Source organism: Enterobacter cloacae, assembly GCF_013375935.1.
GTDB classification, from domain to species: Bacteria; Pseudomonadota; Gammaproteobacteria; order Enterobacterales; family Enterobacteriaceae; genus Enterobacter; species Enterobacter pasteurii.
Map to the genome: position 1 here is coordinate 4,715,287 of NZ_CP056117.1, position 21,107 is coordinate 4,736,393.

Annotated in this window: 23 protein-coding genes and 1 other RNA gene; 6 read left to right on the forward strand and 18 right to left on the reverse strand. The window is 57.4% G+C overall.

Annotated elements, in window-relative coordinates; all coding sequences use genetic code 11:
* Window positions 1-81: 81 nt before the first annotated feature.
* A complete protein-coding gene (locus HWQ14_RS22165) occupies window positions 82-1,152 on the reverse strand; it encodes a LacI family DNA-binding transcriptional regulator (RefSeq protein ID WP_176611032.1) in 1,071 nt (356 codons plus the stop codon).
* A gap of 77 nt (window positions 1,153-1,229) precedes the next feature.
* The gene (locus tag HWQ14_RS22170) at window positions 1,230-1,841 is read right to left on the reverse strand and encodes a YczE/YyaS/YitT family protein (protein WP_176611240.1); all 612 of its coding nucleotides are present in this window, start codon (window positions 1,839-1,841) and stop codon (window positions 1,230-1,232) included.
* 85 nt (window positions 1,842-1,926) lie between these two features.
* Between HWQ14_RS22170 and HWQ14_RS22175 the strand changes: the two genes are divergently transcribed.
* On the forward strand, window positions 1,927-3,348 hold the full coding sequence (locus HWQ14_RS22175) for a PLP-dependent aminotransferase family protein (RefSeq protein WP_176611033.1): 1,422 nt from the start codon (window positions 1,927-1,929) through the stop codon (window positions 3,346-3,348).
* A 70-nt stretch (window positions 3,349-3,418) separates the two neighbouring features.
* Here the strand turns inward: HWQ14_RS22175 and HWQ14_RS22180 are convergent, their stop codons facing one another.
* From HWQ14_RS22180 to ffs, 3 genes are all read right to left on the reverse strand, one after another.
* On the reverse strand, window positions 3,419-3,634 hold the full coding sequence (locus HWQ14_RS22180; protein WP_148420302.1) for a hypothetical protein: 216 nt from the start codon (window positions 3,632-3,634) through the stop codon (window positions 3,419-3,421).
* Window positions 3,631-3,882: a hypothetical protein gene (locus HWQ14_RS22185; RefSeq protein ID WP_148420301.1), complete on the reverse strand. Its 252-nt coding sequence runs from the start codon at window positions 3,880-3,882 to the stop codon at window positions 3,631-3,633. The genes HWQ14_RS22180 and HWQ14_RS22185 overlap by 4 nt, the downstream gene beginning before the upstream one ends.
* A gap of 244 nt (window positions 3,883-4,126) precedes the next feature.
* Window positions 4,127-4,223, reverse strand: an RNA gene (gene ffs / locus HWQ14_RS22190) — signal recognition particle sRNA small type.
* Between the two features lie 84 nt (window positions 4,224-4,307).
* Here ffs and HWQ14_RS22195 point away from each other — a divergent pair.
* The gene (locus tag HWQ14_RS22195; protein WP_176611241.1) at window positions 4,308-4,706 is read left to right on the forward strand and encodes an MGMT family protein; all 399 of its coding nucleotides are present in this window, start codon (window positions 4,308-4,310) and stop codon (window positions 4,704-4,706) included.
* A gap of 36 nt (window positions 4,707-4,742) precedes the next feature.
* Here the strand turns inward: HWQ14_RS22195 and HWQ14_RS22200 are convergent, their stop codons facing one another.
* On the reverse strand, window positions 4,743-5,270 hold the full coding sequence (locus HWQ14_RS22200) for a YbaY family lipoprotein (RefSeq protein ID WP_148420299.1): 528 nt from the start codon (window positions 5,268-5,270) through the stop codon (window positions 4,743-4,745).
* 203 nt (window positions 5,271-5,473) lie between these two features.
* Here HWQ14_RS22200 and tesB point away from each other — a divergent pair, with 203 nt between their 5' ends.
* On the forward strand, window positions 5,474-6,334 hold the full coding sequence (gene tesB / locus HWQ14_RS22205; RefSeq protein ID WP_148420298.1) for an acyl-CoA thioesterase II: 861 nt from the start codon (window positions 5,474-5,476) through the stop codon (window positions 6,332-6,334).
* Window positions 6,335-6,409: 75 nt separating this feature from the next.
* On the opposite strand, the gene amtB is transcribed toward tesB, so the two are convergent.
* From amtB to HWQ14_RS22230, 5 genes are all read right to left on the reverse strand, one after another.
* Entirely contained in the window at window positions 6,410-7,696 is a 1,287-nt protein-coding gene (amtB, locus tag HWQ14_RS22210; RefSeq protein WP_148420297.1) for an ammonium transporter AmtB, read from the reverse strand.
* Between the two features lie 35 nt (window positions 7,697-7,731).
* Window positions 7,732-8,070: a P-II family nitrogen regulator gene (glnK, locus tag HWQ14_RS22215; RefSeq protein ID WP_006809867.1), complete on the reverse strand. Its 339-nt coding sequence runs from the start codon at window positions 8,068-8,070 to the stop codon at window positions 7,732-7,734.
* A gap of 211 nt (window positions 8,071-8,281) precedes the next feature.
* Window positions 8,282-10,063: a SmdB family multidrug efflux ABC transporter permease/ATP-binding protein gene (locus tag HWQ14_RS22220; RefSeq protein ID WP_176611034.1), complete on the reverse strand. Its 1,782-nt coding sequence runs from the start codon at window positions 10,061-10,063 to the stop codon at window positions 8,282-8,284.
* Entirely contained in the window at window positions 10,056-11,810 is a 1,755-nt protein-coding gene (locus tag HWQ14_RS22225) for a SmdA family multidrug ABC transporter permease/ATP-binding protein (protein ID WP_176611035.1), read from the reverse strand. Before HWQ14_RS22225 ends, HWQ14_RS22220 begins: the two co-directional genes overlap by 8 nt.
* Window positions 11,811-11,840: 30 nt before the next feature.
* The gene (locus HWQ14_RS22230) at window positions 11,841-12,299 is read right to left on the reverse strand and encodes an Lrp/AsnC family transcriptional regulator (RefSeq protein WP_023310581.1); all 459 of its coding nucleotides are present in this window, start codon (window positions 12,297-12,299) and stop codon (window positions 11,841-11,843) included.
* 115 nt (window positions 12,300-12,414) lie between these two features.
* Here HWQ14_RS22230 and HWQ14_RS22235 point away from each other — a divergent pair, with 115 nt between their 5' ends.
* Window positions 12,415-13,461: a PLP-dependent cysteine synthase family protein gene (locus tag HWQ14_RS22235; RefSeq protein ID WP_176611036.1), complete on the forward strand. Its 1,047-nt coding sequence runs from the start codon at window positions 12,415-12,417 to the stop codon at window positions 13,459-13,461.
* 40 nt (window positions 13,462-13,501) lie between these two features.
* Here HWQ14_RS22235 and cof read toward each other — a convergent pair whose 3' ends face one another.
* A complete protein-coding gene (gene cof, locus HWQ14_RS22240; protein WP_176611037.1) occupies window positions 13,502-14,320 on the reverse strand; it encodes an HMP-PP phosphatase in 819 nt (272 codons plus the stop codon).
* Between the two features lie 101 nt (window positions 14,321-14,421).
* Between cof and HWQ14_RS22245 the strand changes: the two genes are divergently transcribed.
* Both HWQ14_RS22245 and queC read left to right on the forward strand, forming a co-directional pair.
* Entirely contained in the window at window positions 14,422-16,122 is a 1,701-nt protein-coding gene (locus tag HWQ14_RS22245) for an SgrR family transcriptional regulator (protein WP_176611038.1), read from the forward strand.
* A gap of 66 nt (window positions 16,123-16,188) precedes the next feature.
* Entirely contained in the window at window positions 16,189-16,884 is a 696-nt protein-coding gene (gene queC / locus HWQ14_RS22250; RefSeq protein ID WP_176611039.1) for a 7-cyano-7-deazaguanine synthase QueC, read from the forward strand.
* Window position 16,885: 1 nt separating this feature from the next.
* Here the strand turns inward: queC and HWQ14_RS22255 are convergent, their stop codons facing one another.
* From HWQ14_RS22255 to hupB, 6 genes are all read right to left on the reverse strand, one after another.
* A complete protein-coding gene (locus HWQ14_RS22255) occupies window positions 16,886-17,215 on the reverse strand; it encodes an addiction module antidote protein (RefSeq protein ID WP_176611040.1) in 330 nt (109 codons plus the stop codon).
* Window positions 17,208-17,552 carry a type II toxin-antitoxin system RelE/ParE family toxin gene (locus HWQ14_RS22260; RefSeq protein ID WP_176611041.1) on the reverse strand — a complete coding sequence of 115 codons (345 nt, stop codon included), beginning with the start codon at window positions 17,550-17,552 and terminating at the stop codon, window positions 17,208-17,210. The genes HWQ14_RS22255 and HWQ14_RS22260 overlap by 8 nt, the downstream gene beginning before the upstream one ends.
* A 47-nt stretch (window positions 17,553-17,599) precedes the next feature.
* Complete coding sequence (locus tag HWQ14_RS22265) at window positions 17,600-17,998, reverse strand: YbgC/FadM family acyl-CoA thioesterase (RefSeq protein ID WP_176611042.1); 399 nt, start codon at window positions 17,996-17,998, stop codon at window positions 17,600-17,602.
* A gap of 97 nt (window positions 17,999-18,095) precedes the next feature.
* On the reverse strand, window positions 18,096-18,473 hold the full coding sequence (locus HWQ14_RS22270; RefSeq protein ID WP_176611043.1) for a helix-hairpin-helix domain-containing protein: 378 nt from the start codon (window positions 18,471-18,473) through the stop codon (window positions 18,096-18,098).
* 148 nt (window positions 18,474-18,621) lie between these two features.
* Window positions 18,622-20,493: a peptidylprolyl isomerase gene (ppiD, locus tag HWQ14_RS22275; protein WP_176611044.1), complete on the reverse strand. Its 1,872-nt coding sequence runs from the start codon at window positions 20,491-20,493 to the stop codon at window positions 18,622-18,624.
* Window positions 20,494-20,705: 212 nt separating this feature from the next.
* Complete coding sequence (hupB, locus tag HWQ14_RS22280; protein ID WP_002444653.1) at window positions 20,706-20,978, reverse strand: nucleoid-associated protein HU-beta; 273 nt, start codon at window positions 20,976-20,978, stop codon at window positions 20,706-20,708.
* Window positions 20,979-21,107 lie beyond the last annotated feature (129 nt).

Here is a 21,107-nt window from a genome sequence, read left to right on the forward strand (position 1 = left end):
ACAATTTACAGCCAACATGCCCTGGTAAACGGTCGCCGTAAAGGCCGAGATCGTCACCAGGCGAGCCCGATCACAAAAGCGTCAGCCTCGGGCCAGTTTCTCCGCCAGCAGCGCCAGCGCTCTGAGCTGTTGCGCCAGCGCTTCACGATCGGCCTGCAGCCCGGCGCGCGGTGCAGTGGAATGGCGAACGATCAACGTAACGGGAAGTTGTTTCTGCCAGCGCGCTTCGCTACGGGCTGGTGCCAGAAGCCATTCCACGCTGCGCTCGCCGGCTTCACGGAACGCCTGCCGAACGGTGGTAAGCGGGGGTGAAAACCAGGCGCTGTCGGCGGTATCATCAAACCCGACCACCGAAATCTGACCCGGTATCGCTATGCCTTTTTCCGCACAGGCGCGCATGACGCCGAGCGCCATCTGATCGTTTGCGACGAGTATCGCCTCCGGCAGCGTCGGGCCCGCCAGCAGGTGATGCCCTTTCTCATAGCCAGAGGCCGCGCTCCAGTCACCGTGCGCCAAAGCCAGCGCGTCCACGCCTGCCTTAGCCAGCGTGGTTTTCCATCCCGCCAGACGTGCCCGGGCAGAGACAGAACTTTCCGGCCCGGCGAGCAGAGCGATTCGCCGGTGCCCGAGCGAAAGCAGATGCTCCGCCCCCAGGCTGGCACCCTGCCCCGCATCGAACACGAGGCTGTTCACCCGCGCGGAAGGGGACACGTCGAGAAAAAGCACCGGAACCGGCGAAGCCATGTCCTGTAGCGCTTCTGCCTGCGTATCCTCCAGCGGAACGTTCACCAGCAGCGCCTCCACGCACTGGGCCAGCAGCTCCTGCAGGGCGGCCCCGCACCGGGCAGGCCGATCCACCATTGAGATAAGCACGCTTGCCCCCTGCTCCACCGCGCGGGATTTTACGGCTGAGGCAATTTGCGACGGCGCGTGCAGCGCAAGATCGGCCGTGATCAGCCCCAGCGTGCGGGTGCGCTTTCCGGCCAGCTGCTGCGCGCCGCGGTTAGGCACATAGTGCAGCTCCGCCATGGCCTGCCGGACCTTTTCCCGCGTGCGGGGAGAAACGTGCTCCGCGTCGTTAATCACGCGGGAAACGGTCTGATAAGAAACGCCCGCCACGCGGGCAACGTCATAAAGAGTGATGGCTTTCATGCATTCTGACATCGCAAAAAGAGAAGCCGCTATTCTGGCACAGTTACGCCATTAAAGCCTGTGAGCGCTTCGCAAAATCAAACAATGCGCTCCGGCCGCGGTGCGGTCAGCCCCCGTGGCTTCTGGCGAAACCACGGCAAACAGAGCTGGATCAGCGGGCCGATGGTTAACGCATACAGCACGGTTCCTACGCCAAACGTTCCGCCGAGCAGGCAGCCGATGAGTAACACGCTCACCTCAATGGCGGTGCGCACGCTGCGAATCGACCAGCCCAGCCGGGCGTGAATGCCGGTCATCAGGCCGTCGCGCGGGCCTGCGCCAAACCCCGCGCCGATATACATCCCGGTGGCAATGGCGTTCACCACGATGCCGGATACCAGCAGGGTAATGCGGACGGGCATCGAGGTAAGTTCCGGCAAAAGCGCCATCGACGCGTCTGCCGCCAGGCCGATACAAATGACGTTACTGAGGGTTCCGAGACCGGGACGCTGGCGCAGCGGGATCCACAGCAGCAGCACCGCGGCCCCGGTCAAAATAATCACCGTGCCGATGCTTAACCCGGCCTGGATTGCCACTCCAAGGTGAAACACGTCCCAGGGATCGACCCCGAGATCCGAGCGTATGAACATGGCGGTTGATAGCCCGTAGAGGCCTAAGCCGACATAAAGTTGTACCAGACGACGTACCATTTTATCTTCTCCGAAGAACCAGGCTTCCATCTTCGGTGAAAATGGCACTATGATTAATGTCCAGTTTTCAAATAGTGGACTGCACATGTCATCACGTCGTTTTGGGAGCCAGTCTCTGGCACGTCTGTTAGGCCACTGGCAGCATGCCGCTTCCCGTACTCCGCTGTGGCGCCAGCTGGCCGATGCGCTACGGCTGTTAATTCTCGACGGCAGGCTGACGCTGTATACCCGTCTGCCCGGCGAGCGGGAGCTGGCAGCCGCGCTTGACGTCAGCCGGACCACCATCAGCAGCGCGCTGGCCCACCTGCGGGACGAAGGGTATCTGGAGAGTCGTCACGGCAGCGGTTCGCGGGTGATCCTGCCAGACAGCCGCGCCGTGCCCACCCTCTCTACGCCAAGCGCCGCGCTCGATCTCTCTACCGCCGCACTCAACGCGGGGCCCGAGATCCATCAGGCTTACACCCACGCGCTTGCGGCCATCACGCCGCATCTGGCGCTGACGGGGTACGAAAGGCTTGGCCTGCCGGCGCTGCGTGAGGCCATCGCCATCCGCTATACCGCGCGTGGACTGCCAACCCGGGCAGACGAAGTGATGGTGGTAAACGGCGCCGTCAGCGGCTTTGCCCTGGTCTTACGCATGTTGACCGGCCCCGGCGATCGCGTGGTGGTAGATCATCCAGGCTACCCGCTGGCGATAGCCGCTATTCAGGGCGCGCTCTGCCGTCCCGTGGGCGTCTCGCTTCCTGAGACGGGCTGGGATACCGATGGTTTTGCCGCAACGCTTGCCCAGACCTCTCCTCGTCTGGCCTATCTGATGCCGGATTTTCATAATCCGACGGGGCGCTGCATGGACGCCGCAACGCGCCAGACGCTAGCCGACATCGCCGCGCAAACCCGCACCACGCTGGTGGTGGATGAAACCATGGTCGATCTCTGGTTTGACGCGCCCCCACCGCCGCCGTTGGCCGCGTTTAACCCGCAGGCCGACGTGATTACGCTGGGTTCCGCTGGAAAAAGCTTCTGGGGCGGGCTACGCCTCGGCTGGATCCGCGCCTCGTCCCGCACTATCGCCACGCTCGCCCAGACGCGCGACGCGCTGGATCTGGGCTCGCCTGTGCTCGAACAGCTGGCCACGCTCTGGCTTATCGAAAACGGTGAGACGTTCCTGCCCGCTCGCCGAAAAATGCTGGCTGAACGGCGCGACCGCTGCGGACAGATGCTGCGGGAACATTTTCCCGAATGGCGCTTTCATGAGGCGGAAGGCGGGCTTTCATACTGGATTGAGCTACCCGGCCCGCTGGCAACCCAGCTGGCCGCGCGTGCGGAATCAATCGGGATCACCATGGGTACCGGCACGCGCTTTGGGCTTTCAGGGGCGTTTGACCGCTACCTGCGGATGCCCTTCTCGCTCAACCCGCCCGAACTTGAAGCGGCATTACTGCGGATCAAACCCCTGTGGCTTGCCCTAAATAACAGCACGCCACCGGTAAAGCGGAGCCTGGTGTAAATTATTCGACAGAAACAATAAAAACTGCTGACTGTAACGCATGCAGTCAGCAGTTTTCATAACGGCAAGCTTAATGTTGAGGAGGGATCGGGAAGCCTTTCAGGGAAATAATAAAATTATCCCCTTCTTTCTTTATTTTTGCACCGGTATCACACCAGTCAGATGCAATTCTAAAGAACTCATCGCTTCCTACATTCCAGCCGAGACGGACGTGCTTCACGTAGCCGGAACGCAACAGGCTGCAGGCCTCGTTGTAGTCACTGGCAGTCGACAGTTGTTGTTTCATTTTCTCTTCTTCAGAAGTTTACGTAGTGCTTTGATTTCTTTAGGAGTAAATGGAGTTACGCTCTCTTCTTCCGTATGCTGATTATCAATATCCTCTTCCGATACTCCCGCCTCTTCTACTGCTTCAAATGCCAGCAGCAGCAGTTTCTCCGTGGTCACGCTTAAATTCTCATTATTTACTTCCGCATAGTGGCGAAGTCTTTCTTTTAGCGCTTCATCAATTTTAACGTTTAATACCGCAGTCACCATGATTGTCACATCCCTTCGGAATACGTGTTTTATTTAATACACGAAGATAACATTCTTATCCAGATATATATTTTTTGCTTATAACAACAAAAAGACGCCCGATAATAAAATGACAGTCTATTATTACAGGTTTATGACAATATTATTTCAATTGAATGAAAGATATATTACGCAGCCCGTAACAGGCACAGTAATAACAGGGATATTCTGAAGAAAAGATTGGGGAAGTATAAATGGGCGGGGGCCCTGCCAGCTACATCCCGGCACCCACGTCGTCTGCCCTGGCTGCTTCCTTCCGGACCTGACCTGGTGAACAGAGTAGCGTTGCGGGAGAACCAACAGAGCCCCCATTGAGAGCGTTGATAACCAACGCGCTGGCGCATTATCCCTGTGGCGCACCTCAATTGCAAGCCGTCGGCAACCGGATGCTGGATTATTGCGCAAACTGGCGAAGCAATCCGCGTTATCTTCGTTTACCATTGCCCTTCGCGGATTATTCCTCAGGAGTAACGATGGACGAACATGACACTTTTCCGCAGCGAGTATGGCAGATTGTGGCCTCTATCCCCGAAGGCTGCGTGACGACCTACGGCGAGGTCGCCCGGCTGGCGGGTTCTCCGCGCGCGGCGCGTCAGGTAGGCGGTGTGCTGAAACGGCTGCCGGAGGGGAGCACGTTACCCTGGCATCGGGTGGTCAACCGACATGGAGAAATCTCCCTCACCGGGCCAGATTTGCAGCGTCAGCGTCAGGCTTTACTGTCTGAGGGGGTGCAGGTAACCGCATCGGGCAGGATTGATATGCAGAGGTATCGCTGGGAGTACTGACGCCCTCTTCAGAAAGATGAAGAGGGCGAGAGGAAATTACAGCTGCGTTGGCGCCGTTGGCAGCGTCGGCTGATTGGTCTGCGTTGCAACAGGCACTTCAGTTTGCTGTACCGGGACCAGGGTCAGGTCGATTTTAGTGCCGCCTTTGTTGACCGCTTCCTGCACGGTATCGGTGATAAAGACCAGCTTATCGTTGATCGTTACCGCCGCGCTCAGGAGGATACGCGCGTTTGGCTGCACGTCAGACGGGTTGTACGGCAGTACGAAGCTGAACGGTGCCTGTTTACCCTCTGTACGAACTGCACGCTGTGCAAGCACTTTAGACGGTGCATCCGCCAGAGACGCATCGGATAACGTGACCGTTAAAACCGCGTCCGGCGGCAGAGCAACTTTCTGTTTGATCCAGATGGTACCGGACACGTTAGGCTGTCGAATAGCTTGCTGTGAAAGGGTGTTAATCCCGTTTGGGGTCGCCGTTGGTACCGCTACATCGGCACTCTTATCCGCACAGGCGGACAACGCCACCGCCATTGCAACACCGCTTAACATAGGCACGAGTTTCATTGAAGTCTCCTTATCATCAATGCACCGGCGGGATCGATCCCATCCGATGTCGTTTTATTCACATAACGTAAACAAGTGTGGCACAAATCACGGATTTATGCCTAATTTTGCCCAGGTATTAAGATAATTCCACCCATCGGACCACTATCGTTTCTGCGTTATACTCAGCCTATCTTTCGCCACGGCGTTTATTGAGGACGACTATGAGTCAGGCACTGAACAATCTGCTGACATTACTGAACCTGGAAAAAATAGAAGAAGGGCTTTTTCGCGGGCAGAGCGAAGATCTGGGGTTACGCCAGGTATTTGGCGGCCAGGTCGTAGGACAGGCGCTTTATGCAGCAAAGGAGACGGTTCCGGCAGACCGACTGGTGCACTCGTTCCACAGCTATTTTTTACGCCCCGGTGACAGCGCTAAGCCGATTGTGTACGACGTGGAGGTTCTGCGTGACGGCCAAAGCTTCAGCGCGCGCCGCGTCGCCGCCGTTCAGCATGGAAAACCCATCTTTTACATGACCGCCTCGTTCCAGGCGCCAGAGCCGGGTTATGAGCATCAAAAAACGATGCCCCCTGCCCCGTCGCCGGACGATCTGAAATCGGAAACCGACATCGCCCGCGCGCTGGCCCACCTGCTGCCTCCGCAGGTGAAGGAGAAGTTTCTGTGCGATAAGCCACTGGAGATCCGCCCCGTCGAATTTCATAACCCCATGAAGGGGCACACCGCTGAGCCCGCTCGCCAGGTGTGGATCCGCGCCAACGGCAGCGTACCGGCAGATTTGCGCGTGCATCAGTACCTGCTGGGCTATGCGTCAGATTTCAACTTCCTGCCGGTTGCGCTACAGCCCCACGGCGTCGGTTTCCTGGAAAAAGGGATGCAGGTCGCCACCATCGACCACTCCATGTGGTTCCACCGCCCGTTCGACATGAACGAGTGGTTGCTCTACAGCGTGGAAAGCACCTCAGCGTCCAGCGCCCGCGGGTTTGTTCGCGGGGAGTTTTATACCCAGGATGGCGTGCTGGTAGCGTCGACGGTTCAGGAAGGGGTCATGCGTAACAGGGGATGATGTTGCCCTCACCTCTCCCGCGGGTAAGGGAATAGAGACTAAAACGGCAACCAAAGGTTGCCGTTTCGCTTTTTATTATGCGTTATACGCATTCTCACCGTGGCTGTTGACGTCCAGGCCTTCGCGCTCCTGCTCTTCCGGCACGCGCAGCCCAACGGTCATATCCGCCAGCTTGTAGCCGATAAAGGCCACAACCCCCGACCAGACAACGGTAATGGCGATGCTTTCCAGCTGTACCAGCACCTGATGCATCATGGTCACGCCTTCCGCGTAGCCGACGCCGCCCAGGGACTGCGCGGCAAAGATGCCTGTCATTATGCAACCGATGATGCCGCACACGCCGTGCACGCCGAATACGTCACACGGATCGTCCACGCGCAGAACGCGTTTCAGCGCGGTAACGCCCCACAGCCCTGCCAGTCCGGCGACGATACCAATCAGCAGCGCGCCGCCGACGCCCACGTAGCCACACGCCGGGGTGATACCCACAAGGCCGGCAATCGCCCCTGAGCAGGCTCCCAGCAGCGAGGGCTTGCCGCGAACGGCCCACTCGCCGAATACCCAGGAGAGGATAGCGCCAGCCGTTGCCACAACGGTATTCACGAAGGCCAGCGCGGCGATTTCGTTGGCGGCACTGGCGGAACCGGCGTTAAAGCCGAACCAGCCAAAGTAGAGGATAGCGGTACCGGTGAAGACCATCGGCAGGTTGTGCGGCTTGAACGCTTCCTTCCCGAAGCCCACGCGTTTGCCAATGAGGTAGGCGCCCACCAGGCCTGCTACCGCGGCGTTAATATGCACAACGGTACCGCCCGCAAAGTCCAGCGCGCCATGAGAAGCCAGCAGACCACCGCCCCAGACCATGTGCGCGATCGGGATGTAGGAGAGGGTCAGCCAGACCACCACGAAAATCAGTACCGCAGAGAAGCGAATTCGCTCGGCCAGCGCCCCCACAATCAGCCCCACGGTGATGCAGGCGAACGAGCCCTGGAACGCGACATGGATATACTGATAGAAGCTGCCCATCACCGCGGTCAGCTCGATGTTTTTCAGCATCGCCCAGTTAACGTTGCCGAAGAAGGCGTTACCCTCGCCGAAGGCCAGCGAGTAGCCATAAACCACCCACAGCACGCACACCAGCGCGAACGTGACGGCAACCTGCGTCAGCATGGAGAGTACGTTTTTGCCGCGGATCAGGCCGCCGTAAAACAGCGCGATGCCCGGAATAGTCATGAACAGCACCAGCGCGGTGCAGATCATCATAAAGGCGTTATCGGCTTTGTCTGCCACGGCAGGTGCCGCCATTGCCAGGCCCGGCAGCAGCGCCAGCGACCCCAGACCCGTTTTGATTGTTGCTATCTTCATTTTCTCGATCCCTATCACTGTGTGCCAGGAGTTACTTACAACGCCGCTTCGTCGGATTCGCCGGTACGGATGCGAATGACGCGCTGAAGTTCGGCAACGAAAATTTTGCCGTCGCCAATTTTGCCGGTGTAGGCCGCTTTGCTTACGACATCAATCACTTCATCGAGCTGATCGTCCGCAATCGCCACGTCAATCTTCACTTTTGGCAGGAAGTTAACGCTGTATTCTGCCCCGCGATAAAGCTCGGCATGACCTTTCTGACGCCCAAAGCCTTTCACTTCGGTGACAGTCAGTCCCTGAATACCCATGGAAGACAGCGCTTCACGCACGTCTTCGAGTTTGAATGGTTTGATTACCACCGTAACCAGCTTCATAAATCCTCTCCTGTCAGAATTCGGTAATGGCCGCAGCTAACACGAAGGGGATATTGCAAAGGGTGTGCCAGAAATGAAATACGAGCAGGAAAGCGGCGCGGTGCCCGGTGCCCGGAGAAAGGCGAAAAAAAACGCACCATGACGGTGCATGGCGCGTTTCGGTTTTGCACCAACAGTTGAGTCTGTTAGCGCATTGCCTTGTTATGGTGCATCAGGCGCTGAGCGACTCTTCCTCGCGCGCGCTGGCGGCCAGCTCGTCGCCTGCCAGCTGCAACTGATACATCTGCCAGTAGCGTCCTTTTGCCTCCAGCAGCTGACGGTGCGTTCCCCGCTCAACGGCCTGTCCGCGGTGCAGCACCAGAATAGTATCCGCATCGACGATCGTTGAGAGGCGGTGGGCGATCACCACAAGCGTAGTGTGATCCCGTACGGCAGCCAGCGCCTGCTGGATCGCCTGCTCGGTGCCGGAGTCGATGCTGGCGGTGGCTTCGTCCAGAATCAACACCTGCGGCGTTTCAATCAGCACGCGCGCCAGCGCCAGAAGCTGCTTTTGCCCGACGGACAGGTTGTTGCCCTGTTCACCCAGTCTGGTATTGATTCCCTCGCTTAACCCGCGCGCCAGATCCGCCAGCTGCACGGTTTCCAGCACTTCCCAGACCTGCTCCTGGGTAAAGGGCCGCCCCAGCGTAACGTTGGCGTAGAACGTATCGGCAAGCACCACCGGATCCTGCTGCACCATCGCGACGCCCCTGCGCAACGCGGCGTGGCTAAGCGACGAAAGCGGACGTCCATCCAGACGGATCTCCCCCTGCGTCAACGGATAGTAGCCCATCAGCAGGCTGGCGAGCGTGCTTTTGCCGCTGCCGGTGTGCCCGACCAGCGCGACGAACCCGCGCGACGGCACGTTAAGGTTGATATCCTGCAAAACAAGCTGGTCGTCTCGGTAGGCGAACGAGACATTATCAAACGCGATGGATCCGCTTTCCAGCGGGCGTTCGTCACTGCCGTAGGTCTGGCGCGGCCTGTCCATCAGTTCGAACACGCGCTCGCCCGCAACCACCGCCTGTTGCAGCATCGATTGCTGCGTGGTGAGTTCAATCAGTGGTTCATTAAGGCGGCCAAGGTAGCTGATAAACGCGTACAACACCCCAACTTCAATGGTTCCGCGCGTCGTCAGGCCGAACAGCATCAGCAGCCCGCACAGCACCAGCGCCGAGAAGAGGCTCAGCAGCGGGCGTAAAAGGAAACCGTCCAGGCGTAACGTCTGCATCCGCGCCATATAGTGCGAGCGGCTGGCTTCCCCCATTCGCTCGCCAAAACGCGCCTGCTGGCGAAACTGCTGAATAACGCTCATGCCGTTGATCACTTCGTTGAAGCCATCATTGATATCCGCAAGGTAAGCGCGCACGCGGCGCACGATTGGCGTGCTGTAGCGCTGGTAAATCACCATCACGATCAGCACCGCCGGGAAAATGGTGATTGCCACCAGCGCCATCCGCCAGTCCAGGCTGAACATCGCCACCAGCATCGCGCCAATCAGCGCGGCACTGCGCAGAACCGTTGCGACAACGGTGACGTACAGGTCGCGGATTACTTCGGTGTCGTTGGTGACGCGCGAAATCACCTGCCCGACCGGCTGGGTATCAAACTCGCTCAGCGGCTGGCGCAGCGCGGCATCCATCACGTCCGTGCGCAGCTGCTGCACCACGCCCACGGCGGCCCGGTTAAACAGCAGTGACTGCGCGTAATGCAGCCCCGCCGCCGTCAGTTGTAGCCCGACGTATGCCACGCCCAGCCCGGCGACCAGGCCGAGAGGCAGATAGCTCTTCGCCACCATGTTATCGATGAAATAGCTGATAAGCAGCGGGCCGGTCACCTCCGCAATCGCGGCGATCCACAGCAGCAGCACGGCGATGGAAAGCGGCTTACGCCACGGTGAGCCGTAGGCCAGCAGACGTTTTAGCGTCGGCCACATCTTTCCAAACTTACGCATCGACGACCTCCTCATCCAGCGCGGCCTCAAGCTGCTGATAGCGGTACATATCCCGATACCAGCCGGCCTGCTCTGCGAGCTGGTCATGCTGACCGCGCTGGGCAATATGCCCGTGCTGAAGCACCAGAATTTCGCTGGCTTCGGTAAGCGCCGACAGACGGTGCGCGCTGATGATGACCGTGCGCCCCTCTCCCCACTGGCGAAGGTTATGAAGAATTTGATGCTCGGTACGCCCGTCAACCGCCGACAGCGCGTCATCCAGAATCAGGATCTCAGCGTCCAGCAGCAGCGCGCGGGCAATGGAGATGCGCTGCTTTTGTCCGCCGGAGAGCATCACGCCCCGCTCTCCGACCTCCGTATCGTAGCCCTGCGGCAGGCGCAAAATATCCTCGTGGACGCTGGCCAGGCGCGCAACATGCTCGATCTCCTGCCGGGTGGCCGTTGGGCACCCGAGCGCGATGTTGTTGGCAATCGTGTCGGAAAACAGGAACGGCGTCTGGCTGACGACCGCCAGGCGGCTGCGCCAGTCGTCCAGCAGCAGCCGCGGCAGCGGGACAGCGTGGAAGCGAATATCGCCTTCGCTCACGTCAAAATGGCGCTGAATAAGCGACAGGATCGTGCTTTTACCGGCCCCCGTCGGGCCACAGATGCCCAGCATCTGACCGGGCTGCAGCGTGAAGCTGACGTTTTCGAGCACCGGCTGCTCCGTTTGCGGATAGATAAAGGCGCGGATATTGGCCTTCAGCACCCCCGGCCCTTCCGGCACCGGCTCGCTGCCATCGTTCACCACCGGCACCTCTGCCAGCATGGCGCGTATGCGGCTATAGGCGGCGCTCCCGCGCTCAACGATGTTAAACATCCAGGCCAGCGCCAGCATCGGCCAGATCATCAGCCCGAGGTACATCGCAAAGCTGGTTAACTGCCCGAGGGTCATGGTGCCTCGCACGACCATCCAGCTGCCGCCGCCCACCGCCAGCAGGTTCGCCATGCCAATCGCTACGTAGATTGTCGGATCGAAACGGGCGTCGATGCGCGCCACGCGCATATTTTTCGCGCCGGTGTCGGCGGCGTCTGCGGCAAACAGCGCCGATTGCCGGTCTTCCAGACCAAACGCCTTGATCATGCGGATGCTGGTCATGCTCTCCTGGGTGCGATCGTTGAGCGATGAAAACGCCGCCTGCGCCAGCTTAAAGCGTTCATGAAGCTGTTCGCCGTAGCGGTTAATCGCCAGCGCCATCAGCGGCATCGGCAGCAGCGCCAGCAGAGTAAGCTCCCAGCTGATCTGGGTAGACATTACAATCAGTACCGCACAGCCCATCACCAGTGAATCCACCAGCGTTAACACCCCTTCTCCGGCGGCAAACACCACGCGGTCCACGTCGTTCGTGGCGCGGGCAATAAGGTCTCCGGTACGGTGACGCAGATAAAATTCGGGATGCTGGCGGCTCAGTTGACGATAGAAATCTTCGCGCAGCTCAACGGCGAGCTGGTAGGACGCGCCGAACAGCAGCACGCGCCAGACGTAGCGCAGCAGGTAAACCACCACGGCCGTCAGCACCAGCGTACCGACCCACATCATCACCCGTGCGGCGGTGTAATGTTGTTCCGTAACGCCATCGACGACGTATCCCACCACTTTTGGCGGGATCAGCTGCAGGACGGCAATGATAATAAGCAGGGCCACCGCGCCGAGGTAGCGTTGCCACTCCCGACGAAAGTACCAGCTTAATTGGGCAAATAATCGCACGCGGTATTTTCCTGAAGGTATTTTATGAAGTTATTCAATGGGTAACGCTGTGGTGTATTTAATCTGTTCCATAGCGAAGCTGGAGGTGACATCGGACAAGCCCGGTACGCTGTTGACCAGCCGCTTGTAAAAATCATCGTAGCGCTTCATGTCCGCCACCTGAACGCGCATCAGATAGTCATATTCCCCCGCCATGCGCCAGAAGCCGAGCACTTCCGGCATTTCGGATACCTGCGTGACAAAACGACAGTACCATTCGCTGCTGTGATGCTGCGTTTTTATCAGGACGAAGGCGGTCAGCCCAAGCCCCAGTTTTTCGGGATCCAGCAGCGCCACGCGCCCCAGCAGAATGCCATCATCTTCCAGCTTTTTGAGGCGCTTCCAGCACGGGGTGGTGGTCAGATTAACGGCATCTGCCAGCGCCTGCAAAGAGAGGGTGCAGTCGTTTTGCAGCAATGAAAGCAGCTTGCGGTCAATTTTATCTAGCATGTCCACCTCGCAGAGAAAATTTTTCTCCCTTCATTCTATTTTAAAGGCCAGATAGCAACAATTTTTTCTGTGCTTTTCGCTATGCTGGGCACAAAATGACAAACGGATAATCACGATGAATAGCACCTGGGTCAAACATGCCATCAGCGAAATTAACGCCGACTATCAGCGCTCGGCAGATACCCACTTAATCCGCCTGCCTCTGCCCGGATTTCCCGGTATTCAGCTTTACCTGAAGGATGAGAGTACCCATCCTACCGGCAGCCTGAAGCATCGCCTGGCGCGTTCACTCTTTTTATACGGCTTGTGTAACGGCTGGATTAAAGAGGGCACCACGATTATTGAATCCTCGTCCGGTTCAACGGCCGTTTCCGAAGCCTACTTTGCCCGCCTGCTGGGCCTGCCGTTCATCGCCGTCATGCCTTCCTGCACGGCAAAGCGTAAGGTAGAACAGATCGAATTTTACGGCGGGCGCTGCCACTTTGTGGAAAGCGCCTGCGAAATCTATGCCGCCTCCGAAATGCTGGCCCGCGAGCTGAACGGCCACTATATGGACCAGTTCACCTTCGCCGAGCGCGCCACCGACTGGCGCGGCAATAACAACATCGCGGACAGCATTTTCCGCCAGATGACCCACGAGCCGCACCCCGTTCCCGCTTACATCGTCATGAGCGCGGGCACGGGCGGTACCTCCGCCACCATCGGGCGTTATATCCGCTGCCAGGGTTATGATACGCAGCTGATGGTCGTTGATCCGCAGAACTCGGTATTCCTCGACTACTGGCAATCACGCGACGCCAGCCTGCGCAGCCCGGTGGGCAGCAAGATCGAAGGGATTGGTCGCCCTCGCGTCGAACCCTCGTTCATTCCGGACGTGGTGGATGAGATGCTCCGCGTCCCGGACGCTGCCAGCGTCGCAACGGCGCACTGGCTGGAAACACAGCTTGGCCGCAAGGTCGGGGCTTCTACCGGCACCAATATGTGGGGCGCGCTACAGCTGGCCGCGCGGATGCGCGAAGAAGGCCGTACTGGCTCCATCGTTACGCTACTGTGCGACAGCGGGGAGCGCTACCTCGACACCTACTACAATACAGACTGGGTGCAGGCCAATATTGGCGACGTTGAACCGTGGAAAGCGCAGATTGCGCAGCTGGTGAAATAAAAAAAGCCAGACCGAAGCCTGGCTTGCTGGAAGGATCTCGCTATTCGGGGGAATAAGGGAGGTTGTTATTGTCCAGCCAATGCGTCAAAAAATGGGACACCGCTTCGTTACGGCAGTGTCCGATAACCGGAAGATGGGGGAGCGCGGCAATAAGCTGCGGCATCGCGTTCCCCATGATCAAACCACGGCCAACGCTGCTCAGCATCTCGTGGTCGTTCATGGCGTCGCCAAACGCCATACAGTCCTGCATCGTCAGCCCGAGATGGTCGCTCAGAACCGCAAGCGCGGAACCTTTGTTACAGCCCACCGGCAGCACTTCGAGACAATCCACCGCAGAGAAAGTCAGATGCGCCCGGACGCCCAGCGCCTCGTTCAGTTGAATGCGCAGGCGGCAGAGATCGTCATGATCGCCGCAGAAGCAGATCTTGGTCACCTTATGTGCCGGGATCCGGCGCAGATCGATAAGCTGATATTTAAAGCCGCTATAAACATGAGCGTGCAGCAGGTCCGGAATGTCGCGTCCGGTAAACCAGCCCTCGTCGTTAAATACGTGCACGCTGGCCCGCGTATCCCATGAGCTATGCAGGACAATATCCGCCACTTCCGGATCAAGATCCTGACGGTGCAGCACGTCACCGTTGACGGCGTGGATCCTCGTCCCGTTACCGGTTATCAAAAACGCGTTCAGGGAAAAGGCTCCCAGCAGATGGCGCATCTCCAGCACGTGGCGACCGGTAGCAAACGTCAGGGTAACGTCACGCTCGCGCAGGCGCTTAAGCGTGCTCAGGGTTTTCTCCCCCAAACGGTGATCCGGCATTAACAGCGTGCCGTCCATATCAAATGCAGCGAGCCGAGCCATGAATACTCCCGAAATGTGATGCGGTTAACTTGTGCATCAGTATTGCGTGGGATATACGGAAGTAATAGTGAATAGATGATAATTATTGTTCCGGGTTTTTCATGCGCCAGCTTAACCGTCTTAACCAGTATCAACGCCTGTGGCAACCTTCCGCTGGCGCTCCGCAGCAGGTGACCATCAGCGAGCTTGCCAGCCGCTGCTTTTGCAGCGAGCGACACGTTCGCACCCTGCTGCGCCAGGCGCAGGACGCGGGCTGGCTGAGCTGGCACGCCCGGTCCGGACGAGGGAAGCGCGGAGAGCTAACCTTTCACGTAACCCCGGATTCGCTGCGTAATACCATGATGGAAGACGCGCTTAAAAGCGGACAGCAGCACAACGTGCTGGAGCTGGCTCAGCTCGCGCCTGAAGATTTGCGCTCGCTGCTGCACCCGTATCTGGGTGGGCAGTGGCAAAACGATACGCCGACGCTGCGTATCCCCTACTATCGCTCGCTGGAGCCGCTTCATCCGGGGTTTTTACCCGGCCGTGCCGAGCAGCATCTGGCGGGACAGGTATTCTCGGGCTTAACGCGTTTTAACGGTAACAGCAGCGAGCCCGCGGGCGATCTGGCGCATCACTGGGACGTTTCTGCTGACGGCCTGCGCTGGCATTTTTACATTCGCTCCACCCTGCACTGGCATAACGGCGATAAAATCGCGACGGCGCAGCTCCAGCGAAGCCTGACGGCGCTGCTGGCACAGCCCGTCATGCGCACGCTTTTCCAGAGCGTCTTGCGTATCGAAACCACGCATCCCCAGTGCCTGACGTTTATTCTGCATCAGCCGGACTACTGGCTGGCGCACAGGCTGGCAACCTACTGTAGCCGTCTGGCGCATCCCGATATTCCCGGTGTCGGCAGCGGTCCCTTCCGTCTGAGCGTTTTTGAGCCTGAACTGGTGCGCCTGGAAAGTCACGAGCAGTATCACCTGAGCCATCCGCTGCTCAAGGCTATCGAGTACTGGATCACCCCCCAGCTTTTTGACTACAGTCTGGGCACCAGCTGTCGCCACCCGGTGCAAATCGCCATAGGCGAAGCCGATGAGCTGGAAAGCCTGCGGCTGGTCAGCAACAGCACCAGTCTGGGCTTCTGTTACCTCACGCTGAAGCAGAGCCCCCGTCTGAGCGAGCTACAGGCGAAGCGGCTTATCAACATCATTCATCTCTCCAGGCTTCTGCACACGCTTCCGCTGAACGAAGGGCTTATTACCCCTACCGGGGAACTGCTTCCCGGCTGGGCGATCCCGCAATGGCCTGATTTAACGGACGTTGCGCTGCCGGAGTCATTGACGCTGGTCTACCACCTGCCGGTTGAGCTTCACACGATGGCCAGCCAGCTTAAGGCCTACCTTGCGCTACAGGGCTGTGAACTGACCGTCATCTTCCACGATGCCAAGACGTGGGACGGATGTCAGCAGCTTGCCGATGCAGACATCATGATGGGAGACAGGCTGATTGGCGAAGCGCCGGAATATACGCTTGAGCAATGGCTCCGCTGCGATGCGCTCTGGCCGCATCTGCTGAGCGCACCGGCATACGCCCACTTGCAGGCCACGCTGGACGCGGTGCAAACGCAGGCCAACGATCGCGACCGACACGCGGGCCTGCAGGCTATTTTCAGCCGGTTGATGGAAAATGCCGTCCTGACGCCGCTGTTTAACTACCAGTATCAAATCAGCGCCCCGCCGGGCGTGAACGGTATCCGTCTTAACACCCGTGGCTGGTTTGACTTCACCGAAGCCTGGCTTCCGGCCCCCAAAGCGTGAAGAAGCTGGTCGTCGCTTTAGCCAGGCGTTAACATGACGCTTTTACCGTAACTGTCGAGATGATTTATGAAACGTGCCGTCGTCGTGTTCAGCGGAGGACAAGATTCCACAACCTGCCTGATTCAGGCGCTTCACCAGTATGATGAAGTTCACTGCGTCACTTTTGATTATGGTCAGCGTCATCGTGCTGAAATCGACGTTGCCCGTGAACTGGCCCTGAAACTGGGGGCCCGCGCGCACAAGGTGCTGGACGTGACGCTGCTGAACGAACTGGCCGTTAGCAGCCTGACCCGCGACAGTATTCCGGTTCCAGATTACGAACCGGACTCCAGCGGCATTCCGAACACCTTCGTACCGGGCCGCAACATTCTCTTCCTGACCCTGACGGCAATATACGCTTATCAGGTGAAGGCCGAAGCGGTCATTACGGGCGTGTGCGAAACCGACTTCTCTGGCTACCCGGACTGCCGGGACGAATTTGTCAAAGCGTTAAACCATGCCGTGGATCTGGGAATGGCAAAAGAGACCCGCTTCGAAACGCCGCTGATGTGGCTGGATAAAGCAGAAACCTGGGCGCTGGCCGACTACTGGGGCAAGCTGGACGTGGTTCGCAACGACACCCTCACCTGCTACAACGGTATTAAAGGGGATGGCTGCGGTCAGTGCGCCGCCTGCAACCTGCGCGCAAACGGGCTGAATCACTATCTGGCGGATAAAGCGGGCGTAAAGACCGCAATGCAGAAAAAAACCGGGCTGAAATAAGTTACTTCACCGTGCTGTCGAACAGTTTAACGCCGGCAGCACGCGTCACTTTCATGAGCGTTGTTAGCGTTGGATTGCCGTTATCAGACAAGGTACGGTATAGCTGCTGACGTGATAAACCGGCTTTGGCCGCAATTTCACCAATACCGCCGCGAGATTCGATGACGCGTCGTAATGCGATTAAATATGCAGGGATCCCCTGGTCTTCATAAATCTCTTCCAATGCAACCTGCAGATATAGCTGAGCATAAGATGGGTTTTCACGAAGCATTTTCACAACGGCGTCATCATGACTAACGGAACTCGAAAATTTTCGTTGGCTTTTACTCATCCGGTTTATCCTTTTGATAATCTTTCCAGTAGTCTATTGCCAGCTTCACATCAGTACGTTGACTCTTTTTGTCGCCCCCGATTAGCAACAATAAGATCTCCCGATGCCGTACTGCAAAATAGATGCGATAACCGGGACCACAATTCATTTTCAACTCCCAGATGCCGTCTCTGAGATAGCGATAATCACCGAAATTCCCCTTTTCCGCCCGGTCAACTCGTAAAAGGATCCGAAACGCTAACTCCGGATCCTTCCTTTGCATCCTCGCCACCCACTCCTCAAACGGCACTTTTCCGTCACGGGTCCGGTAGCGTTCAACAACGTAGTCCCTGTTCATTATTTTATCCCTGAAAAACCTTTTTGTCTTTTATAAAAGACAAAAATTTACGCGATCATCAGCTCCAGCTTTTCGCGCAGCTCCCCTTCCAGCGGCAATGCTTTCTGGGTTTTGAGATCGATACAGACAAAGGTGATTAGCGCATCGGCCACCACCTGCCCTTCTGGCTCCAGCGTTACGACCTGGCTCAGTACACCGCTTTTTCCATTCAGCTGCTGGACCTGGCTGGTCACGGTAAGTACATCCCCCAGCACGGCCGGGCGGCGGTAGTTGATATTGATATTGGCGACCACAAAAGCGATGTTGTGAGCGGTCAGCCACTGAAAGTTTTCGCTGTTCTCCAGGCCGTCCCAGCGCGCCTCTTCCAGAAATTCAAGGTAACGGGCGTTATTAACGTGCTGGTAAACATCGAGGTGATAACCACGGACTTTGATTTGTGTCTGCATAGCGCAATAGCCTTTCGTTGTTATAGGTTCAGAGGTCATAACTGGTATGACCTCTTTATCCTGGCAAATTTTTGCCGCAGTGCAAGTTATTGCGCGATTACAACGTCAGGTGTGCGAGGTTGCGCTCAACCAGCGCGCTTCCCATACCCGGCACCTGTTTGAGATCGTCAACGGTTTTGAAAGGACCATACTCTTCGCGATAGCTGACGATGGCCTGCGCTTTTTTGAGACCTACGCCATTCATCGCCCGGGCCAGCTCTTCTGCGGAGCCAGTATTGATGCTGACCCGCGTACCCTCCTCTTCGCCAGCTTTCGGGCTGGTCGTCACATTAGCTTTAGCATTTCCCTGGGGCGCTGCCTCCGCCTGGTTTTGGACGGCCTGCGCCTTAGCCGCAGGTGCCGCCAGCGCTCCCGCGCTCATCCCGCAGGTGGCAATAGCCAGCGTAATAAAGAGTGCTTTGATTCCACGTTTCATGCTGTTTTCTCCTTGTTTGTTGACAGCCACGCCACGATAGCCGCAAGGAAAAGCCGGGACAAACAGCAGATTGCAGAAATGGAAAAGGCCGCGAAAGCGGCCTTTGGTTGTTGCAGAGCGTTACGAAAATCTGCGAGCAGACGCGTAATTATTGCTCCTGAGTGACCACATCACCCAGCTTGATTTTGGCTTCTTTACGCAGGTTGCTCATCATCGCTTCGAAAGCAATCTGGGCATTGTTCTGGGTGATTCCCTGAACCATAGCCTTCTTCTGCGCTTCTGGCAGCGTGCCGGCCTTAACTTCGTCCAGCGCCAGAAGAACAACATTACCCTGCATATCGGTCGTGGTGCCGAAGACAGGTTTGTCCTTCGCCGGAAGGCTAAGACCAAACGCCGCCTGGCTGACTGGATCCTGACCGGTACGGCTCAGCGTTTTCGGCTCGCCAAAGCTCAGGCCAGCCGCTTTCAGCGCATCACTCTTGCCTGCTTTCAGCTCGGCTACGATCTTCTCGGCATCCAGTTTTGCCTGATGTTCCGCTTTATTGTGCTTCACCAGCGCCACAATCCGATCTTTCACTTCCGCCAGTGGTTTCACTGCTTCAGCTTTATGCTCGCTGACGCGCAGAACGAACGCACGGTCACCGTCAACGGTGATGATATCTGAGTTGCTACCCGGCGTACCGTTCTCGCCCACCAGACCACCATTGAAGATGGCGTCTGAAACCGGCTTGAAGTTCAGCTCTTCAGGCAGGTTTTCGTGGCTGAACCAGCCAGTCTCAACCGCCTTCACGCCAGCAGCCTGCTCAGCTCCCGCCAGAGATTCATTGTCGTTACTCGCGGCATCGCTTACTTTCTGCTGAAGGGCATAGAAGGCGTCCAGCGCTTTCTCCTGCTTCACTTTCGCAGCGATATCATCACGAACCTCAGCCAGCGGCTTGGTTTTCGCAGGCGTGATATCGTCCAGGCGCGCCACCAGGAAACCGACGGAGGATTTGATCACGCCAGACAGCTGGCCTTTTTCTTTCAGGCCCGCATTTTTCAGCTCGTCCGGGGTGGTAGCGTCTTCCAGCCAGCCCATATCACCGCCATTTTTGGCAGAAATGATGTCGGTGGATTTTGCTTTCGCCACGGTTGCGAAATCCGCGCCCTTGTTCAGCTCGTCAAGCACGGCTTTAGCTTCAGCTTCCGTTTTGGTCTGAATCACGCTGTAGCGGTTACGCTGCGGCTGAGTAAACTGATCCTGATGCTGGTCGTAGTAAGACTGGATATCCGCGTCAGTGGCGTTTTCCTGCATTGCAGCCGCATCCAGCTTGATGTAGCTTACGCGGAACTGTTCAGGAGAGACGAAGTTGTTCTTGTTCTGCTCGTAGTAAGCATTAACTTCAGCGTCGCTGACCTGCTGCTTCGCCGCCAGCGCGTTAACATCAATCGTCGCTTCACGCACTACGCGCTGCTGAGCCACCAGCGCCGCCAGCTCTTCGGTTTCGCCTTTCAGCATGAAATCGGTGCCCACGACGGCATTGATCAGCTGCTGCGTGGTCAGCTGGTTACGCAGCGCCTGAGCGTACTGGTCAGCCGTCATGCCCATCTGGTTAACAATGCTGTTATAACGCGCGTTGTCGAACTTGCCTTCAGACTGGAAAGCCTGCGTTGAGAAGATGGCTTTTTTAACCTGCTCATCGCTGATGCTCAGCCCCAGACTTTTCGCGTACTGGTCCAGCAGCGCTTCGTCGATAAGGCGGTTCAGCGTCTGCTGACGCAGGTTTTTCATATAGCCTTCGTTGGCTGCCAGTTCAGAGTATTGGTCGCCCAGCTGTTGCTGCATGCGGTTACGTTCCCCGGCAAAAGCGTTCTCGAACTGCCCACGGCTGATTTCCTGGCCATTCACTTTTGCGGCGTAGTTCGCGCCACCGCCGATGAGGTAACTACTCACACCGGTCAATATGAACGACACGATAATGATACCGAAAATAATCTTGAGCACGAGACTGTTAGCAGCCGTGCGTAAGCTGTCCATCATGGTGTAACAACACTCCGCTGTAGGTGACTGGTTACCTGACGCTGACGGAAAATCCTGACCGTCGCGCGTAAAGGCGTATTGTGACAAGAAAACAGGGCAATTGTCAGCCCACAACTCGCATAAACTCGCACAAATCAGGTCTGGACAAACAAAAAAGGCACATCAAATGATGCGCCCTTGTACTTTTCAGCTTCCCTGAAGCGGGAAAGCAATCAGTTTACCGCGTCTTTCAGCGCTTTACCTGCACGGAAACCCGGCACTTTAGCGGCAGCAATGGTGATCTCTTTACCGGTCTGAGGGTTGCGGCCAGTACGGGCAGCACGCTCTTTAACCGCGAAAGTACCGAAGCCTACCAGTGCAACGTCGTCCCCAGCCTGCAGAGATTCAGTAACAGAAGCAATTAAAGCATCTAAAGCACGTCCAGCTGCAGCTTTAGAAATATCAGCACCCGCAGCAATTTTGTCAATCAGTTGAGATTTATTCACTGTTCTCTTCCTCTCTTTATAATTTATATCGCACCTGAATCCTTCACAGCGCGACCGCGCAGCAGTTATATCAGTCCTGCTATGACCTTACAACACCCGTTGTTGATGGCTTACCCAATCAGCAATCTA